Origin of the sequence: Shinella sp. BE166 (genome assembly GCF_051201095.1) — a bacterium.
GTDB classification, from domain to species: domain Bacteria; phylum Pseudomonadota; class Alphaproteobacteria; order Rhizobiales; family Rhizobiaceae; genus Shinella; species Shinella lacus.
This window is the reverse complement of record NZ_JBPEHL010000001.1, coordinates 475,845-499,646: the sequence shown is the minus strand read 5'-3', so window position 1 is coordinate 499,646 and position 23,802 is coordinate 475,845. Positions and strand designations below refer to the sequence as shown.

General features: G+C 64.1%; 30 protein-coding genes and 1 other annotated feature. Of the genes, 15 read left to right on the top strand and 15 right to left on the bottom strand.

Annotated elements, in window-relative coordinates:
* Nucleotides 1–16 precede the first annotated feature (16 nt).
* Together J2Y63_RS02285 and J2Y63_RS02280 are read right to left on the bottom strand one after the other, a co-directional pair.
* Entirely contained in the window at nt 17–514 is a 498-nt protein-coding gene (locus tag J2Y63_RS02285) for an RNA polymerase sigma factor (RefSeq protein WP_435264730.1), read from the bottom strand.
* Nucleotides 515–631: 117 nt separating this feature from the next.
* Nucleotides 632–1,135: a hypothetical protein gene (locus J2Y63_RS02280; RefSeq protein WP_435264729.1), complete on the bottom strand. Its 504-nt coding sequence runs from the start codon at nt 1,133–1,135 to the stop codon at nt 632–634.
* A 322-nt stretch (nt 1,136–1,457) separates the two neighbouring features.
* Between J2Y63_RS02280 and J2Y63_RS02275 the strand changes: the two genes are divergently transcribed.
* The 4 genes from J2Y63_RS02275 (at nt 1,458) to J2Y63_RS02260 (ending at nt 2,813) form a co-directional block, all read left to right on the top strand.
* The gene (locus tag J2Y63_RS02275) at nt 1,458–1,667 is read left to right on the top strand and encodes a cold-shock protein (protein ID WP_256114797.1); all 210 of its coding nucleotides are present in this window, start codon (nt 1,458–1,460) and stop codon (nt 1,665–1,667) included.
* Between the two features lie 128 nt (nt 1,668–1,795).
* Nucleotides 1,796–2,020 (top strand): hypothetical protein, encoded by a 225-nt coding sequence (locus tag J2Y63_RS02270; protein ID WP_256114798.1) that lies wholly within the window; start codon nt 1,796–1,798, stop codon nt 2,018–2,020.
* A gap of 34 nt (nt 2,021–2,054) precedes the next feature.
* A complete protein-coding gene (locus tag J2Y63_RS02265; protein WP_256114800.1) occupies nt 2,055–2,435 on the top strand; it encodes a DUF6481 family protein in 381 nt (126 codons plus the stop codon).
* Nucleotides 2,436–2,573: 138 nt separating this feature from the next.
* Nucleotides 2,574–2,813 (top strand): BrnA antitoxin family protein, encoded by a 240-nt coding sequence (locus tag J2Y63_RS02260; RefSeq protein ID WP_435264728.1) that lies wholly within the window; start codon nt 2,574–2,576, stop codon nt 2,811–2,813.
* Nucleotides 2,814–2,839: 26 nt separating this feature from the next.
* Here the strand turns inward: J2Y63_RS02260 and J2Y63_RS02255 are convergent, their stop codons facing one another.
* The 3 genes from J2Y63_RS02255 to J2Y63_RS02245 all read right to left on the bottom strand — a co-directional run bounded on the left by J2Y63_RS02255 (nt 2,840) and on the right by J2Y63_RS02245 (nt 4,043).
* A complete protein-coding gene (locus tag J2Y63_RS02255) occupies nt 2,840–3,133 on the bottom strand; it encodes a type II toxin-antitoxin system RelE/ParE family toxin (protein WP_435264727.1) in 294 nt (97 codons plus the stop codon).
* Nucleotides 3,121–3,393 carry a CopG family ribbon-helix-helix protein gene (locus tag J2Y63_RS02250; protein WP_256114803.1) on the bottom strand — a complete coding sequence of 91 codons (273 nt, stop codon included), beginning with the start codon at nt 3,391–3,393 and terminating at the stop codon, nt 3,121–3,123. Before J2Y63_RS02250 ends, J2Y63_RS02255 begins: the two co-directional genes overlap by 13 nt.
* Before the next feature lie 89 nt (nt 3,394–3,482).
* Complete coding sequence (locus J2Y63_RS02245) at nt 3,483–4,043, bottom strand: SDR family oxidoreductase (RefSeq protein ID WP_435264726.1); 561 nt, start codon at nt 4,041–4,043, stop codon at nt 3,483–3,485.
* Nucleotides 4,044–4,213: 170 nt separating this feature from the next.
* Between J2Y63_RS02245 and J2Y63_RS02240 the strand changes: the two genes are divergently transcribed.
* The gene (locus J2Y63_RS02240) at nt 4,214–4,363 is read left to right on the top strand and encodes a DUF1127 domain-containing protein (protein ID WP_256114806.1); all 150 of its coding nucleotides are present in this window, start codon (nt 4,214–4,216) and stop codon (nt 4,361–4,363) included.
* 91 nt (nt 4,364–4,454) lie between these two features.
* Here the strand turns inward: J2Y63_RS02240 and J2Y63_RS02235 are convergent, their stop codons facing one another.
* From J2Y63_RS02235 to J2Y63_RS02215, 5 genes are all read right to left on the bottom strand, one after another.
* On the bottom strand, nt 4,455–4,577 hold the full coding sequence (locus J2Y63_RS02235; RefSeq protein ID WP_435264725.1) for a hypothetical protein: 123 nt from the start codon (nt 4,575–4,577) through the stop codon (nt 4,455–4,457).
* Between the two features lie 24 nt (nt 4,578–4,601).
* On the bottom strand, nt 4,602–5,018 hold the full coding sequence (locus tag J2Y63_RS02230; RefSeq protein ID WP_435264724.1) for an organic hydroperoxide resistance protein: 417 nt from the start codon (nt 5,016–5,018) through the stop codon (nt 4,602–4,604).
* A gap of 167 nt (nt 5,019–5,185) precedes the next feature.
* A complete protein-coding gene (locus J2Y63_RS02225) occupies nt 5,186–6,490 on the bottom strand; it encodes an ATP-binding protein (protein ID WP_435264723.1) in 1,305 nt (434 codons plus the stop codon).
* Nucleotides 6,487–7,227: a response regulator gene (locus J2Y63_RS02220; RefSeq protein ID WP_435264722.1), complete on the bottom strand. Its 741-nt coding sequence runs from the start codon at nt 7,225–7,227 to the stop codon at nt 6,487–6,489. The genes J2Y63_RS02225 and J2Y63_RS02220 overlap by 4 nt, the downstream gene beginning before the upstream one ends.
* An 89-nt stretch (nt 7,228–7,316) precedes the next feature.
* Nucleotides 7,317–8,354, bottom strand: coding sequence for an alpha/beta fold hydrolase (locus J2Y63_RS02215; RefSeq protein WP_435264721.1), 1,038 nt, complete (start codon nt 8,352–8,354; stop codon nt 7,317–7,319).
* A gap of 274 nt (nt 8,355–8,628) precedes the next feature.
* On the opposite strand from J2Y63_RS02215, the gene J2Y63_RS02210 reads away from it, so the two are divergent.
* Both J2Y63_RS02210 and J2Y63_RS02205 read left to right on the top strand, forming a co-directional pair.
* Nucleotides 8,629–10,386 (top strand): cytochrome c biogenesis protein DipZ, encoded by a 1,758-nt coding sequence (locus J2Y63_RS02210; protein WP_435264720.1) that lies wholly within the window; start codon nt 8,629–8,631, stop codon nt 10,384–10,386.
* Between the two features lie 32 nt (nt 10,387–10,418).
* Nucleotides 10,419–11,177 (top strand): alpha/beta fold hydrolase, encoded by a 759-nt coding sequence (locus J2Y63_RS02205; RefSeq protein ID WP_435264719.1) that lies wholly within the window; start codon nt 10,419–10,421, stop codon nt 11,175–11,177.
* A gap of 130 nt (nt 11,178–11,307) precedes the next feature.
* Here J2Y63_RS02205 and J2Y63_RS02200 read toward each other — a convergent pair whose 3' ends face one another.
* Nucleotides 11,308–12,816 carry a winged helix-turn-helix domain-containing tetratricopeptide repeat protein gene (locus J2Y63_RS02200; RefSeq protein ID WP_435264718.1) on the bottom strand — a complete coding sequence of 503 codons (1,509 nt, stop codon included), beginning with the start codon at nt 12,814–12,816 and terminating at the stop codon, nt 11,308–11,310.
* A gap of 113 nt (nt 12,817–12,929) precedes the next feature.
* On the opposite strand from J2Y63_RS02200, the gene J2Y63_RS02195 reads away from it, so the two are divergent.
* From J2Y63_RS02195 to J2Y63_RS02185, 3 genes are all read left to right on the top strand, one after another.
* Nucleotides 12,930–13,145: a DUF1127 domain-containing protein gene (locus J2Y63_RS02195; protein ID WP_435264717.1), complete on the top strand. Its 216-nt coding sequence runs from the start codon at nt 12,930–12,932 to the stop codon at nt 13,143–13,145.
* Nucleotides 13,146–13,158: 13 nt separating this feature from the next.
* On the top strand, nt 13,159–14,334 hold the full coding sequence (locus J2Y63_RS02190) for an MFS transporter (protein ID WP_435264716.1): 1,176 nt from the start codon (nt 13,159–13,161) through the stop codon (nt 14,332–14,334).
* Between the two features lie 126 nt (nt 14,335–14,460).
* On the top strand, nt 14,461–16,425 hold the full coding sequence (locus J2Y63_RS02185) for a methyl-accepting chemotaxis protein (RefSeq protein ID WP_435264715.1): 1,965 nt from the start codon (nt 14,461–14,463) through the stop codon (nt 16,423–16,425).
* Nucleotides 16,426–16,480: 55 nt separating this feature from the next.
* Here the strand turns inward: J2Y63_RS02185 and J2Y63_RS02180 are convergent, their stop codons facing one another.
* Together J2Y63_RS02180 and J2Y63_RS02175 are read right to left on the bottom strand one after the other, a co-directional pair.
* The gene (locus tag J2Y63_RS02180; protein WP_435264714.1) at nt 16,481–17,488 is read right to left on the bottom strand and encodes a magnesium and cobalt transport protein CorA; all 1,008 of its coding nucleotides are present in this window, start codon (nt 17,486–17,488) and stop codon (nt 16,481–16,483) included.
* 133 nt (nt 17,489–17,621) lie between these two features.
* Nucleotides 17,622–18,110 carry a carboxymuconolactone decarboxylase family protein gene (locus J2Y63_RS02175; RefSeq protein WP_435264713.1) on the bottom strand — a complete coding sequence of 163 codons (489 nt, stop codon included), beginning with the start codon at nt 18,108–18,110 and terminating at the stop codon, nt 17,622–17,624.
* Between the two features lie 106 nt (nt 18,111–18,216).
* Between J2Y63_RS02175 and J2Y63_RS02170 the strand changes: the two genes are divergently transcribed.
* The 5 genes from J2Y63_RS02170 (at nt 18,217) to J2Y63_RS02150 (ending at nt 22,295) form a co-directional block, all read left to right on the top strand.
* On the top strand, nt 18,217–19,107 hold the full coding sequence (locus J2Y63_RS02170; protein ID WP_435264712.1) for a LysR family transcriptional regulator: 891 nt from the start codon (nt 18,217–18,219) through the stop codon (nt 19,105–19,107).
* 104 nt (nt 19,108–19,211) lie between these two features.
* Nucleotides 19,212–19,343: a hypothetical protein gene (locus tag J2Y63_RS02165; protein ID WP_256114827.1), complete on the top strand. Its 132-nt coding sequence runs from the start codon at nt 19,212–19,214 to the stop codon at nt 19,341–19,343.
* Between the two features lie 159 nt (nt 19,344–19,502).
* Entirely contained in the window at nt 19,503–20,231 is a 729-nt protein-coding gene (locus J2Y63_RS02160) for an SDR family oxidoreductase (protein WP_435265030.1), read from the top strand.
* Nucleotides 20,231–20,557, top strand: a complete 327-nt coding sequence (locus tag J2Y63_RS02155; RefSeq protein WP_435264711.1) for an Atu4866 domain-containing protein — start codon at nt 20,231–20,233, stop codon at nt 20,555–20,557. Before J2Y63_RS02160 ends, J2Y63_RS02155 begins: the two co-directional genes overlap by 1 nt.
* A gap of 130 nt (nt 20,558–20,687) precedes the next feature.
* Nucleotides 20,688–20,743, top strand: a sequence feature (sul1 is cis-regulatory element that is thought to sense ions involved in sulfur or methionine metabolism; They are found in Alphaproteobacteria).
* 67 nt (nt 20,744–20,810) lie between these two features.
* On the top strand, nt 20,811–22,295 hold the full coding sequence (locus J2Y63_RS02150; RefSeq protein ID WP_435264710.1) for a SulP family inorganic anion transporter: 1,485 nt from the start codon (nt 20,811–20,813) through the stop codon (nt 22,293–22,295).
* A gap of 16 nt (nt 22,296–22,311) precedes the next feature.
* On the opposite strand, the gene J2Y63_RS02145 is transcribed toward J2Y63_RS02150, so the two are convergent.
* Both J2Y63_RS02145 and J2Y63_RS02140 read right to left on the bottom strand, forming a co-directional pair.
* Nucleotides 22,312–23,055 carry an MBL fold metallo-hydrolase gene (locus tag J2Y63_RS02145; RefSeq protein ID WP_435264709.1) on the bottom strand — a complete coding sequence of 248 codons (744 nt, stop codon included), beginning with the start codon at nt 23,053–23,055 and terminating at the stop codon, nt 22,312–22,314.
* Nucleotides 23,052–23,792 carry an amino acid ABC transporter ATP-binding protein gene (locus J2Y63_RS02140; protein WP_435264708.1) on the bottom strand — a complete coding sequence of 247 codons (741 nt, stop codon included), beginning with the start codon at nt 23,790–23,792 and terminating at the stop codon, nt 23,052–23,054. Before J2Y63_RS02140 ends, J2Y63_RS02145 begins: the two co-directional genes overlap by 4 nt.
* Between the last annotated feature and the right edge of the window lie 10 nt (nt 23,793–23,802).

Genomic DNA, 23,802 nt, shown 5'->3' with positions numbered 1-23,802 from the left:
ATTTCGCTGAAAGCGCTCAGATTTCCTTGAGCCGGTCGCGCACATGCCGGTAGGCATCGCGGATCAGCGACCAGGTCTGCGTGGTGGAAAGGCCGACCAGCGGGCCGATTTCGGCAATCGACAGTCCATCGAGCCTGTGCAGTTCGAAGGCCTTTCGCGTGCGCTCGGGAAGTTCGGCAAGCGCCCTTGCCGAGGCCAGCAGCCGCTGCTTGTCGTAGAGCGCCCGTTCGGCAGAGGGCCGCGGGTCGGCCACCGCTTCGGCAATGTCCTCCCCGATCGAAAGAAACGGGGCGGAGCGTGCCCGCCGCTCGAAATCCGTCGCGAGATTGCGCGAGACCTGGAACAGGTAGGCCCGCGGATTGTCGTCGACGCCGCGCGGGGACGCCGTCATCGCCCGCAGGAACGTATCCTGCGTCAGGTCGGCCGCATTGTCCTCCGACAGCCCCCGACGGCGCAGCGACCGTTTCAGTTCCTGCGCATGGCGCTTGAAAAGATTATGAATATCCCATGCCATTCAAGGCTGGCCCCCAGCGGCAAGCGTCTTAACTTGCGTTCGATACTCATGTTTAAGACGATCAACATCATCTTTCAACCTCCATATCGTGCGCAAAACCGCTGGAACGCCGGCCCTTCACATCCATTCGTAGGATTTTTCCGCGCGCCACGGCCGCTCGATCACGAAAGCCGAGGGATCGCCGGCCTGCGAGACATATTGCAACGCATCCGCCTCGTCGTTGAAGGCGACGAACACCATCAGCGTCGAGCGCGTGACCGGTTGGCCCTTCTTGCGATAGGAGAAATTGACGGCGCAGTGGGGATATTGCGTATCCGCTTCCACGCGGGCGCCTGCTTCGCCGGTCAGGGCGACGAACTCGCCGAGGGCGAAAAACCGGTCGATCGCGGCAAAGGCCGTGGCCTGGGAAATCTGCTGGTTGGCTCCGGTTGCGCCGGAGCGGCCGTAATAGAGGCTGTCCGTCTGGCCTTTCCGCCTTCGGGTCTCGTAGACGACGAGATTGCTTGCCGCGGCCAGTTCGAAGCGGGCGGTATAGGTCTGAAATCGTTCAGGATATCGATCCAGCTCCACGAAGAGGCTTTTCAACTCGGCAATGTAGTCTGCGTATAACGCGACGGTCATGGCGCCTCACCCGTGCTGTCTCGTTCAAAAGTGCGGCCTGCCCTAGCATGCGCCGGCTGGGGGCGACACTGCTTTCCGTGCCGAAGCCGCCGCCGATCAATGCCGCGCAATCACAACCTTTCGATGAAGTGAAACATTCGAGGAACGAATGGTTGACGCGGCGGCGCAGGCAGGATACAAGGGCGCATCGAATTTGCTTGCTGAGCTTTGGTTATCGCGCGCCTAACGCCGCGCCCTGAACGAACTTCCTTTCAAAATCGCTATCATCATCCGCGGCGCCCTGGCGCAGCGGTCTCTCAATGTTGCTATGAAAGGGTTCATCATGACCACTGGCACAGTTAAATGGTTCAATTCCACCAAGGGCTTCGGCTTCATTCAGCCTGACAATGGCGATGCGGACGCATTCGTTCACATCTCCGCCGTCGAGCGTGCAGGCATGCGCGAACTCGTCGAAGGCCAGAAGGTTGCCTTCGACCTGGAGCGCGACAAGAAGTCTGGCAAGATGTCGGCCTGCAATCTCCAGGCTGCCTAAGCGGTTTGTGCTTCCCTTTGACCACGGATGTACTGGCACTGCCGGAAGCACGGTAACCATGCGAGGCCAGGCTATTTGCCTGGCCTTTTTAATTTCCGCTCGTTCACGAGCCCAGGATCGGACATCTCATGACCGAAAAATTCAGCCCATCGCGCCAGAAGGCGGAGGCTGCCTTCAGCAATCTCCAGACGCCGTTCTTCGCGAAAGCCGAGGCAGCCGAAGAGCTTGCCTCCATCACCCAGTCGCGCGAGGCCAAGACCTTGCGGCTTCGCGAAGCCCGCCTTGCCAAGGAATTGAAGGACCGCGTCTCGGCGACGTCCGCCCTTCTCGCCAAGCGCGCGGCCGCGAAATGACCCTTTCGGCAACCCTCACAGTCAGGACACGAATTTGAAAAACGCCAGAGACAACCAGCTGACCGACCGCCGCAGTGCGGCCGCAGAGGCGAAAGCCGCTCAACTGGAGGCCTTCCGGGCCGCCCGCGCTGCATCCGAACCCGCCCAGGCCGCACGCCAGGCGGAACGCGCCGCCATCTCCGCAGCCCGCGAAGAGCGCCGCCTTGAGCGCGACCGCATCAAGCAGGAAGAACAGGCCCGTATCGCGAGCGAAGCCGCCGAGCGCGAAGCCGCTGCCCAGGCCGAGGCGAGAGCCGAGACGGAAGCGCGTGAAATCGCCGAAAAGGCCCGGGTCGCCCGCGTCATCGAAGACGAAGCGGCGCGCAAGGCCGAACGCGACCTGCGTTATGCCGCCCGCAAAGCCAGACGCGGATAAATCCTGGTGCGCCTCCCTGCGCACCAAGGACGAATGGACGTGCTAAATCGCCTTGCCGAACGAGTGTAAGGCGAGCACCGCTCGACATCCTCCCGGTAAGGATGGCACAACCCAATCGGCCCAGAAAAGGAATCAATCATGGCAACGACGCCGCGCAGACATGTGAATCCGAAAGACGCCGCAGAGGCGCTGTTCAAGCCGATCAAGAAGGTCGCAGCACCTGCGGTCGAACGGCCTGCCATTCCCAACACCAAGGAACTCGTTTCGCTGAAGATCGACGCCGATGTGCTGGCGCATTTTCAGGCGGACGGACCCGGCTGGCAGGATCGCATGAACGATACCCTGCGCGCCGCCATGAAGCAGGCGACCGGCAGCTAAATCCGGGGCCGGTCACCGTCCGTCATTCAATACCCGGCCTCTTTCTGGTGCCGGAAGGCCAGCACGTAGACCGCATCGTCGGCCGGTTCGTGGCGATAGAGCGCGACATAGCCGGAATCGCCGAAGGCGATCACCAGTTCGCGCAGTTCCGGCAGATCGGGGAACGGGCGGCCGATATCCGGCTTTGCTTCCAACAGCAGGAATTGCCTCTCGATGGCCTGGCCGCCGCGCCGCGCCGCTTCCGGCGCCTTGGCCGCCAGGAACTGGCGGCAGCGCTCAAGGCCCTGTGCGGCCCCTTCCGTAACGATCAGTCGTGGCACTCGGGCACGGCCTTTTCGTCCTCAGTGCCCCATGTGTTCAGCCAGGCGCGGGCCTCCGCGCCACTCAGGTGCCGGCCGGTTTCCTGATAGGCCGCCCAGGACGACAAGGCCTCCTGCTTGAAGCTCTCGCGCGCTTCCTCGCGCTCGACATATTGCTGGATCGCCTCCAGCATGATCCAGTGCGGCGAACGGCGGCGCTGGCTGGCAAGCTGCTGCACGCGGCTTTTCAATCCATCGTCGATCTTCAGGGATGTCGCCATGGCCGCACCTCTTATCACAGAGTAATACCTCGTGATACTATAGCCCCTCGCCCCCCTCCTGTCGACTCGCGCTCCGGACTCAGAGGCGTTTACGAGAACGCGCGGCCACCGTTGACGGTCAGGCGCTGTCCGGTGATGAAACGCGCGCGATCCGACGCCAGGAACGCCACCGCATGGGCAATGTCTTCCGGCGAACCAAAGCGCTTCATCGGGACCTGGTCGAGATAACGCTGCTTTCGTTCCGGCGTCATGCCGGCGTGGCGCTCGACGGGGATCCAGCCGGGAGACACCATGTTGACGGTGATGTTCTGGTCCGCCAGTTCCCGCGACGCCTCGATTTCCGCCACGCCGCCGGTGTTGCAGGCGAGCGTCGTGTAGCCGCGCAGGCGCGCCGCGTCGTCGCAGGCCCTGACCAGCTCGGTGAAATAGGGGTTGAGAATATCGGGAACGATGATGCCGATGACGTGGGACCTGCGCATGACCAGCGAACGGGCAAGCGAGTTCGGCGTGTAGTTGAGCTCGCGGGCGAGCGCCCAGACCCGCTGGCGGGTTTCTTCGCCGATGAACGAGTCCTTCCGGTTGAGGACCTTGGAGACGGTCGCCGTGGAGACGCCGGCACGCCTGGCAATGTCCTTGATCGTGACTGTCACAAACCCTCGCCGCTGCTCACCCTTGGCATCCACGGCGTTCTACCAGCGTCGCCCTGAAGCGTCCACCGGCGTCTCCGCCATGCAATAGAAGCATGCCTACACTGCAAGCATATGCATTTTATCCGGGCATGGGATTGCTTATGTAATGGGCAACACAAAAGGAGTTGATCATGAACGTCTTCGCAAAGCTCAAGAAGTACAACGCTGAACGCCGCGCCGTGCGCGAACTGGGTGCCCTCGACGACCGCGCCCTCCAGGACCTCGGCATCTCGCGTTCGAACATCCGTTCCGCCGTTGCCGGCCTCCTGGTCCTCGGCTGATACGACGCCCGGGAAGCCGGGCGCGGGCCGATGGCCTCTCAGAAAATTCAAGTAAAAGGGCGACTGTTTTCGACAGCCGCCCTTTTTGTTTTCAGGAACCGGCCGTGGCCGCAACCAGGCCGGCCAGCGGCGACGATTCTGGCGAGAAGGCGTCATAGGCGCAGGGTGCTGCGAAGATGACGGCCGCCAGCATCAAGACGAGGATGCGTTTCATCGAAACCTCCACCGTCCCGGCCGGTCAGACGAGCGCCAGCACGACGTCGATATTGCCGCGCGTCGCCTTCGAATAGGGGCAGGTCTGGTGGGCTTCGTCGATCAGGGCGCGTGCAACGTCCGGCTCGATGCCCGGCAGGCTGACGTTCAGGCGGGCCTGAAGGAAATAAGCGTCGCCCGCCGTGCCAAGGTCGACTTCGGCATCGATGGCGGTCTCGGCCGGCAGGCGGATCTTGCGCTTGGCGGCGGCAAGGCCGAGCGCGCCGATGAAGCAGGCGGACCAGCCGGCGGCGAAAAGCTGCTCGGGATTGGTGCCCGGCTTGCCGCTGCCCGGAGGCGAGAGGCGCACGTCGAGCTGCGTGTCATCGCTGCGGGCCGCGCCATCGCGCCCGCCGGTGGTGTGGGTCCTGCCGGTGTAGAGAACCTTTTCGATCTTGGTCATGAGGAAACTCCTTCGTTCTGCCGCACGCTGCGACGTTGTTGACGAGCGTGGTTTTGACGGATCGACGTATCCGGCATGTTTCCGGAAAAGACGGAAATGTATCAGAGCGTAGCACCCGCCCGCGGGGCTACCTTTTCATACGAATGCCCGGACAGGCCGGGCATTTTTCAGAGCAGTGAGACTTCCGCCGCAAGGCCGCCACCGGGGCGATTGTAGAGCCGCACCGCGCCGCCGAGCGACACGGCAAGCTGTTGGGCGATGGCAAGGCCGAGGCCCGAACCGCCCGTCTCGCGGTTGCGCGATTGCTCCAGCCGGAAGAACGGCTGCATGGCCGCCTCCAGCTTGTCCTCCGGTATGCCCGGCCCCTTGTCGAAAACGGTGATGACCGTGCCGCCGTCCCCGCCCCGCTCGACGCCGATCTCGGCGCTGCCGCCGAACTTCAGCGCGTTGTCGACGAAATTGGTGAGGATGCGGCGTAGCGCATGCGGCTTGGTGGCGACCGTGCCGGAGACCGTGCCCAGCACCGCGACCGCTTTGCCCATGTCCTGGTAGTCATAGGCGATGCTGTCGATGAAGGAGGACAGGTCGATGCGCGAGGGTTTCTCGCCATTGCCGTGGGCGCTGCGCGCATAGGCGATACCGTCCTGCACCAGCCGCTCGATCTCGCCGAGGTCGCGCACCAGCTTGTCCCGTTCCGGCGTGTCGTCAGCCATGTCGGCGCGCAGCCGCATGCGGGTGATCGGCGTCTGGAGGTCGTGCGATATCGCGGCGAGGATCTGCACGCGCTCCTCCAGATAATGCGCGATGCGACCGCGCATGGCATTGAAGGCGCTCGCCGCATGGGCGACCTCGCTTGGCCCCGTCTCGCCGAGCGGCAGGCCCGGCCGGTTGGGATCGAGCGCATCGGCGGCAGCGGCCAGCGTTTCCAGCGGCCGCACCGCCTGGCGAACGGCATACCACGCGCAGAGCACGAGCAGCGCCATCTGTACGATGAAGACATAGGGCAGCCAGTCCGCCAAGGGCATGATGCCGCGCGGCGTGATGTCGATCGTCAGCGGATTGCCGTCGCTGAGCGTCAGGTGCGCCTGCAAGCGCATCACATCGCCGGGAATGGCCTCGACGCGCAGCGGAAAACGATGGCCGACCGCCTCCTCGATGCGGGCCGCGATCTCGGCGCTGCGGAGCGAGGTATCCGGCACGCCGGGCAGGCCCTCGCCCAGAACGAAGCGGTAATTGCCGCGGCTGAGGCGATCGACGAGGCCGGCGCGGTCGCTGGCCGGCAGGCGGTCGAGCACGGCGATCGAGGTCGCCACGTCGTTTTCCAGCGTGCCGAGCATCACCGCCTTCGCCGACATGTAGCGCTCCAGGTAGAGCACGGTGAAGGAGAGGCCGTAGGCGAGGACCAGCCCGATGAAGAGGATGAGGAAGATCCGGGCGCGCAGCGTGCTCGGCCAAGGCAGCGCGGCCATCATAAGCGAGGTTCCGATATCTCGACGGGCACCGAAAACACATAGCCTTCGCTGCGCACGGTCTTGATATAGGTGGGCTCGCGCGCCTCGTCGCCGAGCCGCTGGCGCAGCCGGCTGACCAGAAGATCGATGGAACGGTCGAAGAGATCCGCATCGCGGCCCTGCGTCAGGTTCAGGAGCTGGTCGCGGTTGAGCACGCGTTGCGGATGATCGATGAAGACGCGCAGCAGGCGGTATTCGGCGCCACTCAGCGCAATCGCCGTGCCTTCCCTGTCGAGCAGGTGCCGGGCGACGGTATCGAGCCGCCAGTCGCCGAAGGTCAGCAACTGGCCGGCCTCGCTGATCTGGAGGTTGGGCGGAAGCATGCGCGTGCGCCGCAGCACCGCCTTGATGCGGGCGAGCAGTTCGCGCGCCGCGAAGGGTTTCGCCAGATAGTCGTCGGCACCCATTTCGAGGCCGATGATGCGGTCCATCTCGTCGGTGCGCGCCGTCAGCATCAGGATCGGCGTCGCCTTGTGTTTCCCGGCCCGCAACTCCCGGCACAGCACGAGCCCGTCATCGCCCGGCATCATCACGTCGAGCACAATGAGATCGACGGTGTTCGCCTCCAGAAAGGCGCGCATCTGCCGGCCATCGGCGGCGATGCTGGTCCTCAGTCCGTTTTTCGTCAGGTACGAGGACAGCAGCTCGCGGATTTCGCGGTCGTCGTCGACGATCAGGATATGGTCGATATGCTCCATGGTCGGACTTTCGAAAGCGCTCGTGGCGGCCCATCTGCCGCCACCTTGTTCTAGACTTTGGGAGGGCCTCCGCGAAGGGGAGAAATCGCTCACAACCGAACGACGTCGAGCACGGCCTGTGCAAACGCCTCCGGCGCCTCCTGCGGCAGGTTGTGGCCGATGCCGCCGGTAATCGTGCGGTGCGCGTACTTTCCGGTGAATTTTTTGGCATAGACGGCCGGATCGGGATGCGGCGCGCCGTTCGCGTCCCCTTCCAGCGTGATCGTCGGAATGGCGATGGAGGGAGCCTGTGCGAGTAGGCTCTCATAGGCGTCGAACTGCGCCTCGCCTTCCGCAAGACCCAGCCGCCAGCGATAGTTATGGATGGTGATGGCGACGTGGTCAGGATTGTCGAAGGCGGCCGCCGAGCGCTCGAAGGTCGTGTCGTCGAAGGCCCAGGTCGGCGAGGCGCTGTGCCAGATCAGCTTTGCGAATTCACGCGTATTGGCGGCGTAGCCGAGGCGGCCCCGCTCCGTCGCGAAGTAGAACTGATACCACCAGGAGAGTTCCGCGGCCGGCGTCAGCGGCTTGGCATTCGCCATCTGGCTGCCGATCAGGTAGCCGCTGACCGATACCATCGCCGTGCAGCGTTCCGGCCAGAGCGCGGCCATGATGTTGACGGTGCGCGCACCCCAGTCGAAGCCGGCGACGATCGCCTTTTCGATGCCGAGCGCATCCATCAGCGCGATCATGTCGGCGGCCAGCGCCGATTGTTGTCCGTTGCGCGGCGTCTTTTCGGACAGGAAGCGCGTGGTGCAGTAACCGCGGAGATAGGGCATGATCACCCGGTAGCCGGCAGCCGCCAGAATCGGCGCGACATCGACGAAGCTGTAGATGTCGTAGGGCCAGCCATGCACGAGCAGGACCACCGGGCCATCCGCCGGACCATCCTCGGCATAACCGATATCGAGCACGCCGGCCTTCACCTGCTTCAGCGCCGGAAAAGACGTATGCGCCTTGGTGGTGGACGCCTTCATCATGGACGACTGGGCATTGGCGATGGCGGCAGCGCCGAACTGGGCGGCGGCGAGCGTAACGGCCGCAAGGCCGAAGAAGCGGCGGCGCTGGTGGTTGATCGTGTCGGACATGGGCTTTCTCCTGAAGGGATCGAACATGGCGCCACGAAAGCCGGCCCGATGTATCGCCGATATGTTCGCGACCGGGCACTATTGCATGCCCATGTAGCGTCCGCCCGTCCGGATACGTTCTGATACAAATCCCAACCGGCGCCCCCTTCCTACACTTCGGTACAATTCCGCCCGCTCCCGGACACATCCGGGATACGTCGCGCCGGCCATATCGCTGCCATTGCTGGCCGCGTCGTCGTCCAGCGCCCGAAACCCCGGTTCAAAGGAAACGATGATGACGCTCTTTGTCATTGCCTATCTCGGCGGTGCGCTGACCATTCTCAGTCCGTGCATCCTGCCCATCCTGCCCTTCGTCTTCGCCCGCGCTGGCCAGCCGTTCGTTAACAGCACGCTGCCCATGTTGCTTGGCATGGCGGCCACCTTCGCGCTCGTCGCGACGCTGGCGGCTGTCGGCGGCAGCTGGGCGGTCCACGCCAATGAATATGGCCGCATCGCCGCAATCGCGCTGCTCGCCGTCTTCGGCGTCAGCCTGCTCTCGCCCCGCATCGCCAGCATCGTCAGCCGCCCGGTGGTCGATCTCGGCAACCGGCTGCTGAACGCCTCCGGTCCCACGGGTTCCGGAAGCACCGCAGCACGTTCGCTCCTGCTCGGCATCGCCACAGGCCTGCTCTGGGCACCCTGCGCCGGCCCGATCCTCGGCCTCGTCTTGACGGGAGCCGCCCTTCAGGGCGCCAACCTCGAAACCACATTCCTGCTTCTCGCCTATGCCGCCGGCGCCGCCAGCTCGCTGGCCATCGCCCTCCTCGTCGGCGGCCGGGTCTTTGCCGGCATGAAGCGCTCGCTCGGCGTCAGCGAAAGAGTCCGCCAGGCGCTCGGCGCTGCCGTTCTGGTCGGCGTCGCCACCATCGCGCTCGGCCTCGATACCGGCCTCCTCGCCCGCCTCTCCTATGCCAGCACCGCGGCCTTCGAACAGGCCGTGCTCGACCGCCTGCATGCCATGCCGAAGAAAGAGATGGCCGGTGCGATCGTCACCGCCGCCGACGGCGCGCAGCCGTTCCGCAGCGACCTGCCGGTCGAAGGTGCCGCCCCCTCATTCGACGGCGCCGTGGAATGGCTGAATTCGCCGCCGCTCGACAATGCGGCGGTCAAGGGTAAGGTCGTGCTCGTCGATTTCTGGACCTATTCCTGCATCAACTGCATTCGCACCGTGCCCTATGTCCGCGCCTGGGCGGAAAAGTACAAGGACCAGGGCCTCGTCGTCATCGGCGTGCATGCGCCGGAATTCGCCTTCGAAAAGAAGATCGACAATGTCAAAAAGGCGGTCAGCGATTTCGGCATCGCCTATCCGGTCGCCGTCGACAACGACTACCGCATCTGGCGCGCCTTCGAAAACAGCTACTGGCCGGCGCATTACCTGATCGATGCCGAAGGCCAGATCCGCTACCACCATTTCGGCGAGGGCAACTATGCCGAGACCGAAAAGGCGATCCAGGACCTGTTGCGCGAAGCCGGCAGCAAGATGCAGGCGAGTGCTGCGGTAACGCCCGACACCAAGGGCGCCGAGGCCGGCCCGGACCTCAAGAACATCCGCTCCGGCGAAACCTATCTCGGCTACCAGCGCGCCACGAGTTTTGCCTCGCTGGAAGGCATCACCGCCGATGCGTCGCAGACCTATTCCTTCGCGGAACCGGGCCTCAATGCCTGGGGCCTCGCCGGAACCTGGACCGTGCATGCCGAACAGGCAATGCTCGACCGCCCGGACGGCCGCATCGCCTACCGCTTCAGCGCCCGCGACCTGCATCTCGTGCTCGGGCCGGGCGCCGATGGCAAGCCGGTGCGCTTCGAGGTGACGATCGACGGCAAGGCGCCCGGGGCCGATCACGGCGCCGACACCGACGCCGCCGGCCGCGGCACGGTCTCCTCCACGCGGCTCTACCAACTCGTCCGCCAGGCCGGCGCGGTGGAGGCGCGCACCTTCGAAATCCGCTTCCTCGATCCCGGCGTCGAAGCCTACGCCTTCACCTTCGGCTGATCCCAAACACCCTTAAACCACAGGAGAAAACCATGACCCGCAACATCCTCTCGACCCTCGCCCTCGCTTTCGCCACCAGCGTCATCGCCTTTGCGGCGCAGGCCGCCGAGGTGAAGAACATCGTCATCGTGCACGGTGCGCTCGCCGACGGCTCCGGCTGGCGCAAGGCGACGGACATCCTCACCCGCCGCGGCTTCAACGTCACGATCGTGCAGCAGCCGATCACCTCACTGGCGGACGACGTCGCGGCCACCCAGCGCGTGCTCGACCTACAAGACGGGCCGACCCTGCTCGTCGGCCACAGCTACGGCGGCATCGTCATCACCGAGGCGGGCCATGACGACAAGGTCGCCGGCCTCGTCTATGTCGCAGCCTTCCAGCCGGACAAGGGCGAGAGCCTGCTCAGCCTCGCAAGCTCGAAGCCGGCGAGCGGCATGAACATCCGCGAAACGAAGGACGGCAAGTTCCTCTACATCGACCCCGTGGCCTTCCCCAACGATTTTGCCGCCGACCTGCCGAAGGACGAAACGGCCTTCCTCGCCCGGTCCCAGGTCTTCGCCGCGAAGGAAGCCTTCTCCGCAAAGGCCGGCGATCCTGCCTGGAAAGACAAAAAAAGCTGGGCGATCGTTGCCACCGAAGACCGCTCGATCAACCCCGACCTCGAACGCGACATGGCCAAACGCGCCGGCAGCACCGTCACCGAAATCAAAGCCAGCCACGCCGTCTTCGCCTCGCAGCCGGAAAAGGTTGCCGACGTGATCGATGCGGCTGCACGGGCTCTCTCGGAGTAATGAGCCGATTGGCGCCCGCAAGTCCTTAAGTTTGCGGAACGTCCAACTTGGATTGCCGGCAGCCTCTCTAAGGGGCTGCCGGCTTTTCTCTTCCTATCTGGTGTTCGGCCTTATGCACCGAGATCTCGGGTCACTCCGGAAGGCCGGCCTTGCGATAACCGTCGACGAAATGCGCAAGCGTCGCGGCGTCGCGGAACGGCTCGGTCGCGGCCCAGTGGCGGGTCGTGAAACCGGGGTTGCCGACGAGGAACAGTTCGGCCTCGGCGCGCGCCTCGTCCAGCCGGCCGAGTTGGGCGAGGCTTGCCGCCAGGAAGCGGCGGGAGCTTGTGCGGTAGGTCTCGTCCCGACGGAGCGTCTCGACGGCGGCTTCGTAGTCGCCGGCCGCATATAATGCCTGTCCGAGCGTCAAGTAGTACCAGCTTGCCGGAAACGGGTTCAGCCGGAATGCCTTGCGGATGTGCTCAAAGCCCTCCCCGACGCGACCTGCCAGGACCGCGATATCGGACAATGCGGCAAAGGTGTCGGCCTCGTTCGGGTCGAGCGCGATCGCCTTGGCGAATTCCGCATCCGCCTCGGCAAAGCTTCGCTCATAGGCGAGCAGGTAGGCCAGGACCCAGCGGCAGCCGGCATCGTTGGGGTCCATCTGGACGGCCTTGCGCGCCAGTTCCATCGCGATGTCACGGTTCGGTTCCGTCGGCCCTCCGCTATGCACCCATCCCATCCAATGGTTCATGGCCAGCCAGCGATAGGGCTCGGCATAGTCCGGATCGAGAGAGATCGCGCGCGTCAGCATCAGATGCGCTTCGCGTGCCGATTGCGGCGTGTCGTCCATCAGCTTGCGCGCCCGCACGCAGAGGTCGTAGGCGTCGATATTCTTGGGCCGATTGCGCGGCGGCGATGCTTGCAGCCGGCCGAGCAGCGCCTCCACGATCTTCGCCGTCACCTCGTCCTGAACGGCAAAGATATCGTCCAGCCCGCGGTCAAACCGTTCCGCCCAGAGATGATCGCCACTCACCGCATCGACAAGCTGGGCGTTGATGCGCACCTGCCCCGCCGCCCGCCTTGCGCTGCCCTCCAGCAGGTAGCGCACGCCAAGATCCTCGGCGATGGCGCGCACGTCCATCGTCTTGCCCTTGTAGGCGAAGGCCGAGTTGCGGGCGATGACGAACAGGCCGGCGGTCCTCGACAGGTCGGTGATCAGATCTTCAGTCAAGCCGTCCGCAAAGGAGTCCTGCTCGGGATCGTTGCTGAGATTGACGAAGGGCAGCACGGCGATCGATGGTTTGTCGGGCAGCGGCAGAGGTTTTCGCTTCGTGCTGACGTGCTGTTCGACGGCGCCCGTGAAGCGGTAGCCGATGCGGGGCACGGTGGCGATCCACTCACCGCCGTCGGCAGCCGTGCCGAGCAGCTTGCGCAATTGCGAAATCTGGACGGTGAGGTTGCCTTCCTCGACGGCCATGCCCGGCCACGCCGCATCCATCAACGCGGCCTTGTCGAGGATTTCGCCGGGCCGGGCGACGAGCGCCGCCAGCAGCATGACCCCGCGATGGCCGACGGCAACGGGCTCGTCGTCCCGAAGGAGCGTTCCCGCCGCCGGATCAAGCACGAACGGACCAAAGGCAAAACGCGATCCCTGCATGCGGCGCATCTATAATCGGTTTGGATGTTTTTGAGAACTTTTTGGGAGGGCTTAATTACGGCGCTGTCTGCATCCGACAGAATTCAGCCTCTTTCGGGCCAAAGGAGGCTGCCATGAGCCATATTCTTTCTGCGAATTCGGTGGACGTATCGAACTGGCGCCACAGCCTCGCGACACTGCGTGAGGTGATGACGATGTGGGACGCGCGGCAACGCTTTCGCCGGGACCTTGCGCGAAAATTCAAGGCCAGTCCGCATTTGATCGACGATATCGGCCTGACGAAGCGACAGGTCGAGGCGGAGATCGCCAAGCCCTTCTGGCAGGTGTGAGGCGAATGCTGCAATGACATCGGATCAGCAAGCCTGCACGACGGCATCGCAAGAAGACCGGATCCCCTGGGCCGCGATGGCCGGCATCATCGCGACCGTCACGGTGTTTGCGGTGGCGCAGGGACTGACCTATCCGCTGCTCAGCTTCATACTGGAGCGGCAGGGCACGACATCCGGCCTGATCGGCCTGTCGGCGGCGATGACGCCGCTGGGCTTCATCGTCTCCGCGCCCTTCATTCCGGTGCTGGTGTTGCGCGCGGGCGGGGCGGGGCTCGCGATCCTTTGTTCGGTGCTGGCCGCACTCATCCTCGTCGCGATTGCGCTCACGCAGGACGTCTGGGCCTGGATGCCGCTGCGCTTCCTGCTCGGCTTCTTCGCCAATCCGCTTTCCGTGATCAGCGAGACCTGGCTGCTCTCGATCACACCGGCCTCCCGGCGCGGTCGCATCATGGGCCTCTATTCGTCGATCGTTTCGGGCGGCTTCGCCATCGGCCCGCTCTCGCTTGGCCTGGTCGGCGCCGAGGGCTGGCCGCCCTTCCTCATCGGCATCGTCGCCTTCCTTGTCTGCGGCGCCATCATGCTCGCCGTCGTGCCGCGCCTGCCGAAAATGCCGCAGGAGGGCGAGGCGACATCGGTCGGCGGCTTCTTCGCACTGGCGCCGCTGCTGCTGTTCGCCGTTTTTACGGCCGCCGCCTTCGAGCAGGTCCTGTTGTCCCTGTTCGCGGTCTATGGCGCGGCACTCGCCAGCGCCGAGGAGCGCACCGCGTCGCTCATCACCTGTTTCGTTGCAGGCAATGCCGTGCTGCAGATTGTTCTCGGGCGCATCGCCGAGCGGTTCGGCTCGACGCGGACCATGGTCTTCTGCGTCCTGGCTTCGCTCACCGGCTGCGCACTGCTGCCGCTGCTCTTCAACGCGCCGCTCATCTGGCCGCTCATCTTCGTCTGGGGCGGCGTCTCGTTCGGCATCTACACCATGGCGCTGATCCAACTCGGCGAGCGGTTCACGGGCCAGGCCCTGATCGCCGGCAACGCGGCCTTCGCCTTCGCCTGGGGCATGGGCGGCATCGTCGGCTCACCGGCGACAGGACTGGCGATGCAACTGGTCGGCCATCAGGGACTGCCACTGTCGCTTGGCCTGCTGTGCTGTGTTCTGGCGACGTTTTTGATGGGCGCTAGATGGCGGACTTGATCGCGGCGTCAAACCGTCCACAAATTATTGTCATTCAGTAATTGCATGCAATATTTAAAAAATTTAAGCGAAATCTAACGATCTCCTCGTATCCCGGTGCAGTTCCTCCACGATAGGCGAGCGCCCATGCGAAATATCCCGATCATCAGCAAGTTCCTTGTCATCCTCTGCGCCTTCGGCCTCTTCGTGGCCGGCGTCATCGCCTACAGCAGCTCCAGACTGTCCCTGATCAACACCTCCTACACGGCGCTGCTGGAACAGGAATCCACCGCTGCCCTGACGCTTGCTCGCACCAGCCGCAGCCTTGTATCCATCCGCTCCGGCATCGCGGATCTGCTGCTGGCCCACACGGAGGAGGCCAGAAAGGCAGCACTTGCCGATATCGAGTTGAGCAAAGGCTTCTTCGTCCAGCAGATAGATTTGGCGAGCGCGGCCATGCCGTCCAGAACGAGCTTCAAGGTCCTAAAGGACGAAGGGCTGAACGCCCTAAACACGATATGTGCCCCCCTGATCGCCGCCGCAACCGGCGACGCGGATACCGCACGCGCGCAGGCCGAGTTCCGGACGACCTGCCAACCCGTCTTCACCGCAACTATCGCGAAGCTGACGGACGAAATCACAGTCATCACCGATATCGCAAACGCCCGCAGGGCCGACCTCGGCGAGATGTCGCGCTCGACCATCGTGACGACCATCATCGGCGTCATCGCCGGCCTCATCGGCATCATGATCGCCGGCTTCTTCGCCGTGCGCGCCTGGATCGCCCGCCCGCTGAACGCCCTGTCTGCCACCATGGCGACGCTCGCCGATGGCGATCTCTCCGCGACGGTTGCCGAAACGGAACGCCGTGACGAAATCGGCGGCATGGCGCGCGCCGTGCAGGTCTTCAAGGACAACGGCCTGCGCACCCGCGCGCTGGAAGCGAGCTCCGCGGCAGAGCGCACCGCTGCCGAGGCCGAGCGCGAACGCAACACGGAAGTCGATCGCGTGCGCGCCGCCGCGATGACGCAAGCGACCGGCGGAATTGCCGAGGGCCTGAAGCGCATGGCCAGCGGCGACCTCGGCTTCGAGCTGACGCAAGCCTTCTCGGAGGAATTCGAGAGCCTGCGCCAGGATTTCAACGCCGCCGTCGGCCAGCTTCGCACCACGCTCCAGGCGGTTTCGGAAACCACCGTCTCGATCGACAGCGGCTCACGCGAGCTGAGCCAGGCCGCCAACGACCTGTCGCGCCGCACGGAGCAGCAGGCGGCCGCCCTGGAGGAGACCGCCGCAGCACTCGACGAGATCACCGCCAATGTCTCCCAGTCCTCCAGGCGCGCCGAAGAGGCCCGCAGCAAGGCCTCGGAGGCCAATGCCGCCGCACATCACTCGGCCAAGGTCGTCTCCGAGGCGGTGACTGCGATGCAGCGCATCGAGGGGTCGTCCGGCCAGATTTCCAACATCATCGGCGTCATCGACGAGATCGCCTTCCAGACCAACCTGCTCGCGCTGAATGCAGGCGTCGAAGCGGCGCGCGCCGGCGAGGCCGGCAAGGGCTTCGCGGTGGTCGCGCAGGAAGTGCGCGAACTCGCCCAGCGCTCCGCCCAGGCGGCCAAGGAAATCAAGGAGCTGATCCGGAACTCTGCCGGCGAGGTTGAGGGCGGCGTGCGTCTCGTGACGGAAACCGGCGAGGCGCTGAAGGTGATCGGCCAGCACGTCAACGACATCAACGCCCAGCTCGACGCCATCGCGACCTCGGCGCGCGAACAGTCGGTCGGCCTTGTCGAGGTCAACTCCGCCGTCAACCAGATGGACCAGACGACGCAGCAGAATGCCGCCATGGTCGAACAGTCGACGGCCGCAAGCGCATCATTGGCGACGGAAGCTGACAGATTGCGTGAACTGGTCGGCCAGTTCCAGCTCGGCACCGCGGCTACGTCCGGCGCCGGCCGGGGCTTTGCACCGGCGCCCACCCGCCCGCACCTGAAGGTGGCGAATACCGCATCATTCCACGTCGCCTCCCCGGCCAAGCGCATGGTCGGCAAGCTGACCAGCGCCTTCGGTGGCGGCAGCGCCGCTCCGGCCGCGGAGGCGGGCTGGGACGAGTTCTGAGGAGAGACACGAGGGGCGGCGCGATCGATATCGCGCCGGCCTTCTTATTGGCGGTTCAAAGCCAGCCGTTCTTGCGGAACCGCCAGTAGAGGAAGGTACAGGTGGCAATGATGGCGCTGAGCACCATCGGATAACCGTATTCCATCCGCAGCTCCGGCATGTCGTTGAAATTCATGCCGTAGATGCCGGCAAGCGCGGTCGGCACGGCGAGGATCGCCGCCCAGGAGGCGAGCTTCTTGGAGATCGCCGTTTCCTGGCTCTGGCCGACCAGCAGGCTCGCCTCGAAGGCGAAGGCCAGAACCTCGCGCAGGCTGTCGATCTTTTCCTGCACCGTGCGGATGTGATCGGTCACGTCACGAAACAGCGGGTGCATGGCCGCCTGGATCTGCGGCAGGTCGGCGCTCGTCAGCCGCCGGCAGACCTCGACCAGCGGAAGGGCGGCGTTGCGCAGCCGTAGGAGGTCGCGGCGCATCATGTAGAGCCGCTCGATATCGGTGGCCGTCATCGGCCGGACCAGCACCTTGTCCTCGATCTCCTCGACCTCATATTCAAGTTGCTCCAGCACCGGCATGTAGTTGTCGACGATGAAATCGAGAATGGCGTAGAGGACAAAATCCTCGCCCTTGGCCAGCGAATGCGGGCAGCTTTCCCAATGCTGGCGGACGGAGGCGTAGGAGGTCGACGGACCGTGCCGCACGCTGACGATATAGCCCTTGCCGACGAAAAGATGCGTTTCGCCGAAGATGACGCGCCGCTCGATCAATTGCGCGGTGCGCGCGACGATGAACAGCGCATCGCCATATTGCTCCAGCTTGGGCCGCTGGTGCGGGTGCTCGGCATCCTCGATCGCGAGGTCATGCAGGTTGAACTGCGCCTGGACGCGCAGCAGAAGCTCCCGGCTCGGCTCCAGCAGACCGATCCACACGACATGGCCATCCTTGGCCGCCCACTCCCCGGCCTCCTCGATGGCGATATCGGCAACGCGCCGGCCGGCCGTATAGGCGCTCGAGGCGACGATCCCCTCTTCCCCAGAGACCGGCGCGAACTTATGGGCATAATCCATCACCACCTCCCAACCGCGATGCCTCCCCTGCGCAACGAATGCGCAGGACCGCTAATCTAGCGCAGTTTTGCCGCGGGTTCGAGGAGGGGGTTGGATCGAGAGATTGTCTAGACGGCAAACCCAGAGACGCAGGTCATTTTCCGTCACCGTCCGGCTGCTCGCCCGATGCCGCGCGCTCTGCAAACAGATCCGACAACACCTGCGAGGCGGCAATGGCGCGTGGGAAACCGGCCGGGACCGTGATCATGTAGACGACCTCCTTGAGCTCATCCTCGGAGACGCCGATGTTGAGGGCGTATTGGGCGTGGATCTTCATGAAGGCCGTCTCGCCCATGGCGGCGAACGCGGCGACGGCGGCGATCTGGCGCGTCCGGTTGTCGAGCCCGGGCCGCGACCACACATCGCCGAGCGCATAGGCCTGCGTCGCTTCCGCTAAGAACGGAAATTCCTGCCGCATGCGCTCCAGCGTGGGCTGCGGGGCCCCGAGGTTCAGGTCCCGAATCACGGCCTCGCCGCGCTGCAGGCGGCGTTCGGTCGTTTCGGCGACGGCGACTGCCGCCGGCCCGCCAAGGGACAGCGCGATCGTGGCGCCGGCGAGTGAAATGCTGGAAAGAAATGTCATCGTCGTCTTTCTCCGATCATTGGTTGCCATGACCACGAGGATAGACGCGCGCCATTGTTGTGATAAGTTTGCCATTCCTTTCTTCCATGGAAAGAACTGCTAACCAATGGACGCCGATTTCAATGCGCTCGCGATCTTCGCCCTGGTCGCCGAAGAGAAGAATTTTCGTGCGGCGGCAGACCGTCTGGGCGTCTCCCGCTCCGCGGTCAGCCAGACGATCGCGCGGCTGGAGGGGACGCTCGGCATAGCGCTCGTCCAGCGCACCACGCGCAGCGTCAACCTGACGGAAGCGGGGGAACGGCTTTACAATGAAGTGGCGCCGGCCATCGCCGACATGCGCGCGGCGGTCGAGGTGACCGTGAACCTGCGCGGCCCGCCGCGCGGGCAATTGCGGCTGGCCGTTTCATCGATCGCCGACCGCTTTCTCTCCGGCGACATGCTGGCGGCCTTTGCCGAGGAAAACCCGGAAATCCAGCTCGACATCACCGTGACCGACGAGGAATTCGATATTGTCGCGGCCGGATACGACGCCGGCGTGCGGCTCGGCGAGGTGATCGAGCAGGACATGATTGCCGTGCCGATTGCCGGCGAAGAGCGGCAGATCGCCGTCTGCGCGCCGGCTTTTCGCGACCGGTTCGGGCTCCCCGCCCACCCGCGCGAGCTTCCCGATTTCCGCTGCATCGGCTGGCGGCCGGCGCCGAAGGCGGCGCCATATCGCTGGGAATTCACGGAGGACGGCAAGGATTTCAGCGTCGCCGTCTCACCCGAAATCACCACCAACGACATGGCCCTGATGATCAAACTCGCCATCGCCGGAGCCGGGATCAGTTTCGGCATGCAGGAGAGTTATCGCGCCGCAATCGAGCGCGGCGAACTCATTCCCATCCTGGGGGATTTCTGCGCCGGTTTCCCGGGTTTCTACCTCTATTATCCAAGCCGCCGCAACGTCGCCCCGAAGCTGCGCGCCCTGGTCAGGCACGTGCAAAACCTCCGTTGACCGGACTGATTGTTCAAGAAATCTAACCACACTGCTCACATTCGCCCACCTACTGAAGCAGGGGCCGCGTTCGTACATCCTGTGCACTTAACAGGAGTAGCGACATGGATAAGAACAAGCACGCCCACCTTCCCTATCGAAAGGCGACGTTCGAAGCCCGTCCCCTCGTAAACCTGGCCGTAGGCCTGCTGCTCAGCGCCGCCATGCTGCTCTTCATGGCGGCTTTTCTTTCGTAAGTGCCGATGGCTTTCTGAGACGCAAACGCATTCAAGCAAAACGAATTGGTTAGAAAATCTTCCCAACATGGAAATCACTGGATGACTTATCGCGACAATGGATGATCGCTAAATTTCCTTCCAACGCTCGAACGCCTTTCGAGCGTAATCGGAAAGGAAATCAAAATGTCCAAAGTCGTTCTCATCACCGGCGCCTCCAGCGGCATCGGCGCCGGCATAGCCCGTGAACTGGGCGCGGCCGGCATGAAGCTCATGCTCGGCGCGCGCCGAACCGATCGCCTGTCGGACCTTGCCGACGAGATCAGAGCCAAGGGCGGGACCGTCGAAACCCGCCGGCTCGATGTGACGGACCGCGCGGATTTCGTCGCCTTCGTCCAGGCGGCACGCGCCGCTTACGGCCGGATCGACGTGATCGTCAACAATGCCGGCGTCATGCCGCTGTCGCTGATGGCCTCCCTGAAGGTCGACGAGTGGGACCAGATGGTCGACGTCAACATCAAGGGCGTGCTTTACGGCATCGCGGCCGTGCTGCCCGAAATGACCGCGCGCGGTGCGGGCCATGTGATCAACATCGCCTCGATCGGTGCTTTGGCGGTATCGCCCACCGCGGCGGTCTACTGCGCCACCAAATATGCCGTGCGCGCCATCTCGGACGGCTTGCGCCAGGAGCGGGACGACATCCGCGTCACCTGCATCCATCCCGGCGTCGTGGAAAGCGAACTTGCCGGCACCATCACCGATCCGGTGGCGGCCGAGGCCATGAAGACCTACCGCGCCATTGCGCTCCAGCCGGACGCCATCGGCCGTGCCGTGCGCTTCGCCATCGAGCAGCCGGATGATGTCGACGTCAACGAGATCGTCGTGCGGCCGACGAAGGCGGCGCCCTGATGCGCCGCCGCTCCCTCCTCCATCTCGCTGGAGCGACGCTCGCTTCAGCGCTTTTCCATCACACCTCCGCAGAGGCGAACATGAATACGCAAACGCATCCCTATGTCGGCATGTGGGTCACCGAAGACGGCCACGTCCGCCACGAACTGCGGCCCAACGCCCGCTATGACGAAGCGCGCGGCGCGCGCAAGAGCGCCTATCAGGGGCGTTATGCCGTGACCGGCAACCATATCGACTATTGGGACGATACGGGCTTCACCGCGGACGGCGACTTCATCGACGGCGTGCTGCACCATGGGGGCATGATCCTCTATCGCGAGCCATGACCGCCTTTGCCGGTCAGCCGAGGCTGCCGGCGCTCAATCTCGTGACGTTCGGCTGAACGGGTACGCGGGTCAACAGTGTACAAATCACCGTTGACCCGCGCGCAGCCTCTTATATAACGAGCCCACTCACCACGGACCCGGTGAAACTCCGGGTGGCTCTTCTGGCCGCCGATCCGCCAGACAACGCAAAAGCATCAAACCAGTTCACATGCCGGATGCCCTCCGGCCTGGATGCTACTCTTGCGGAATTTCCATGTTCAATCTGACGACCTACAAGCGCGAGTGGTTCTCGAACATCCGCGCCGATATTCTCTCCGGCATCGTTGTGGCGCTTGCGCTCATTCCCGAAGCCATCGGTTTTTCCGTCATCGCCGGCGTCGATCCAATGGTCGGGCTCTTTGCCTCCTTTGCCATCGCCTGCGTTTCCGCCTTCCTCGGCGGCCGGCCGGGCATGATTTCGGCGGCGACGGCAGCGACCGCGGTGCTCATGGTCACGCTCGTCAAGGAGCACGGCCTCCAATATCTCTTTGCCGCCACGCTTCTGATGGGGCTCATCCAGATCGCGGCCGGCTTCCTGAAACTCGGGCGCGTGATGCGCTTCGTCTCTCGCTCGGTCATCACGGGCTTCGTCAATGCGCTGGCGATCCTTATCTTCATGGCGCAATTGCCGGAGCTCATCGGCGTGCCGGGCCTGACCTATGCGATGATCGCGGCCGGCCTCGCGATCATCTATCTCTTTCCCTACCTCACCAAGGCCATCCCCTCGCCGCTCGTGGCGATCCTGGTGCTTACCGGCCTCGCCTATTGGGGCGGCATGGACATCCGAACCGTCGGCGATCTCGGCGCGCTACCCTCTGCGCTGCCGGTCTTCGCGCTGCCGCAGGTGCCGCTGACCTTCGAGACCTTGCAGATCATCTTCCCCTATTCGGTGGCGCTCGCGGCCGTCGGCCTGCTCGAATCGCTGCTGACCGCGCAGATCGTTGACGACATGACGGATACGCCCAGTTCCAAGAGCCAGGAATGCATCGGGCAAGGCGCAAGCAATATCGCCTCCGGCCTGATCGGCGGCATGGGAGGTTGCGCGATGATCGGCCAGTCGGTGATCAATGTCAGCTCGGGCGGACGCGGACGCCTGTCCACCTTCGTGGCCGGCGCCTTCCTGTTGTTCCTGATCCTCGTTCTGGACGACCTCGTTCGCATCATCCCGATGGCGGCGCTCGTTGCCGTGATGATCATGGTCTCGATCGGCACCTTCTCCTGGCGGTCGATCCTGGATCTCCGCCGCAATCCGCTGCCCTCCTCCATCGTCATGCTGGCGACGGTGGCAACCGTGGTCGGTACGCATGATCTGGCCAAGGGCGTGCTCGTCGGCGTGCTGCTGTCCGGCGTGTTCTTTGCCGGCAAGGTGGCAAAACTCTTCCGCGTCCGTTCAGTGCTGAATGTGGACGAAACCGAACGCACCTACCACGTGGCAGGCCAGGTCTTCTTCGCCTCCGCGGAAAGTTTCACGGCGGCCTTCGACTTCGCCGAGCCGCTGCGAAAGGTTACGATCGACGTCACGGAGGCCCATCTGTGGGACATCACTGCGGTCGGCGCACTCGACAAGGTCGTGCTCAAATATCGCCGGCAGGGCGTCGATGTCTCGGTGATCGGCGCCAACGAGGCGAGCGCACATATGCTCGACCGTTTCGCCCTGCATGATAAGGACCATGCCGCTTTTTCAGCGGAACGGCACTGATGAGGGAAGGTTTGCATCAGTCTGCGGCGGACGTTGCGGCAAGATAGTCCCGCGCAATTTCCTGCATGCGGCTCATACCGAGCTCCGCGCCATGGCCGCCGTGGACCACATGGACATCGAGATCTGACAGCCGCGCCATCGTCTCGCGGTAAACGCCCCTGTCGCATCCCGGCAGGTCGTCCACGAGGCCGCCCTGGTAGATCGCGTCGCCGCTGAAAAATGTGCCGGTCTTCTGGTCTAGCAGGCCGATGGAGCCTGGAGAGTGACCGGGAAGATGCAGGACTGTGTAACAGGCGTCGCCGATGTCGACGACGTCGTTCTCCGCCAGGGTCGTGGTGAGCGGTGCGGGTGGAATTTTGTACGCTTCCGGCGTCACGCCCGTGGGGGGCACCGCGGTCAGGGCGTCCGGCTGCGTGCGAAAATAGTCGGCCAGCGTGTCCGCATCCGGCATGCGCGCGAAGGCCTCGGCTTCCGCCTCGTGGCCTAACCGCGTCTCGAATTCGTGGAAGGAGCCAACATGATCGACGTGGACGTGCGTTGCCACGGCGAAGACGGGTTTACCTGAAGGGATGTGCAGCTCGCTTCTGAGGTTGGCGAGGCCCATGCCGAAATCGACGACGAGGTCGGCGTCCCGGCCGACAATGTGGAACATGTTGGCCCGGAAGAATTTGTGGACATGCGGCTCGCAGATCCGGGTGAGCCGATCCGAGATCGCTTCCTTTAAAAACCAGTCCGTATTCTTCACGATGGCCTCGCTCAATGCAGCAGCTTGCCGAGGAAGCGCTTCGTGCGCTCGTGCGTCGGCGCGGAAAACAGGATGTCCGGCTTGTTGCGCTCGATGATCTGGCCGCCATCCATGAAGACCACTTCGCTGGCGACCTCGCGCGCGAAATTCATTTCGTGGGTGACGCAGACCATCGTCATGCCATCGGCGGCAAGCGAGATCATTGTGTCCAGCACTTCCTTGACCATTTCGGGGTCAAGCGCCGAGGTGGGCTCGTCGAACAGCATGATGCTCGGGTTCATGCAAAGGGCACGCGCGATGGCGACGCGCTGCTGCTGGCCGCCGGAAAGCTGGCCGGGATATTTGTCGGCCTTTTCCGGAATGTGCACGCGTTCCAGATATTTCATCGCGATCTCGGTCGCCTGCTTCTTCGGCAGCTTGCGCACCCAGCGCTGGGCAACCGTGCAGTTTTCCAGAACCGTCAGATGCGGGAACAGGTTGAAGTGCTGGAAGACCATGCCGACATCGCTTCGCACGCGGTCGATGCGCTTGAGCTGGCTGGTGAGCTCGATGCCGTTGACGATGATCGAACCTTCCTGGTGGACCTCCAGACGGTTCATGCAGCGGATCAGCGTCGATTTACCGGAGCCGGACGGGCCGCAGATGACGATGCGTTCGCCCTTGTGCACGGTAAGATCGATGCTCTTGAGGACCTGGAAGGCGCCGTACCATTTGTTGACGCCGGCAACCTGAATTGCGGTTTGCGTGTTCATATCCGACCCG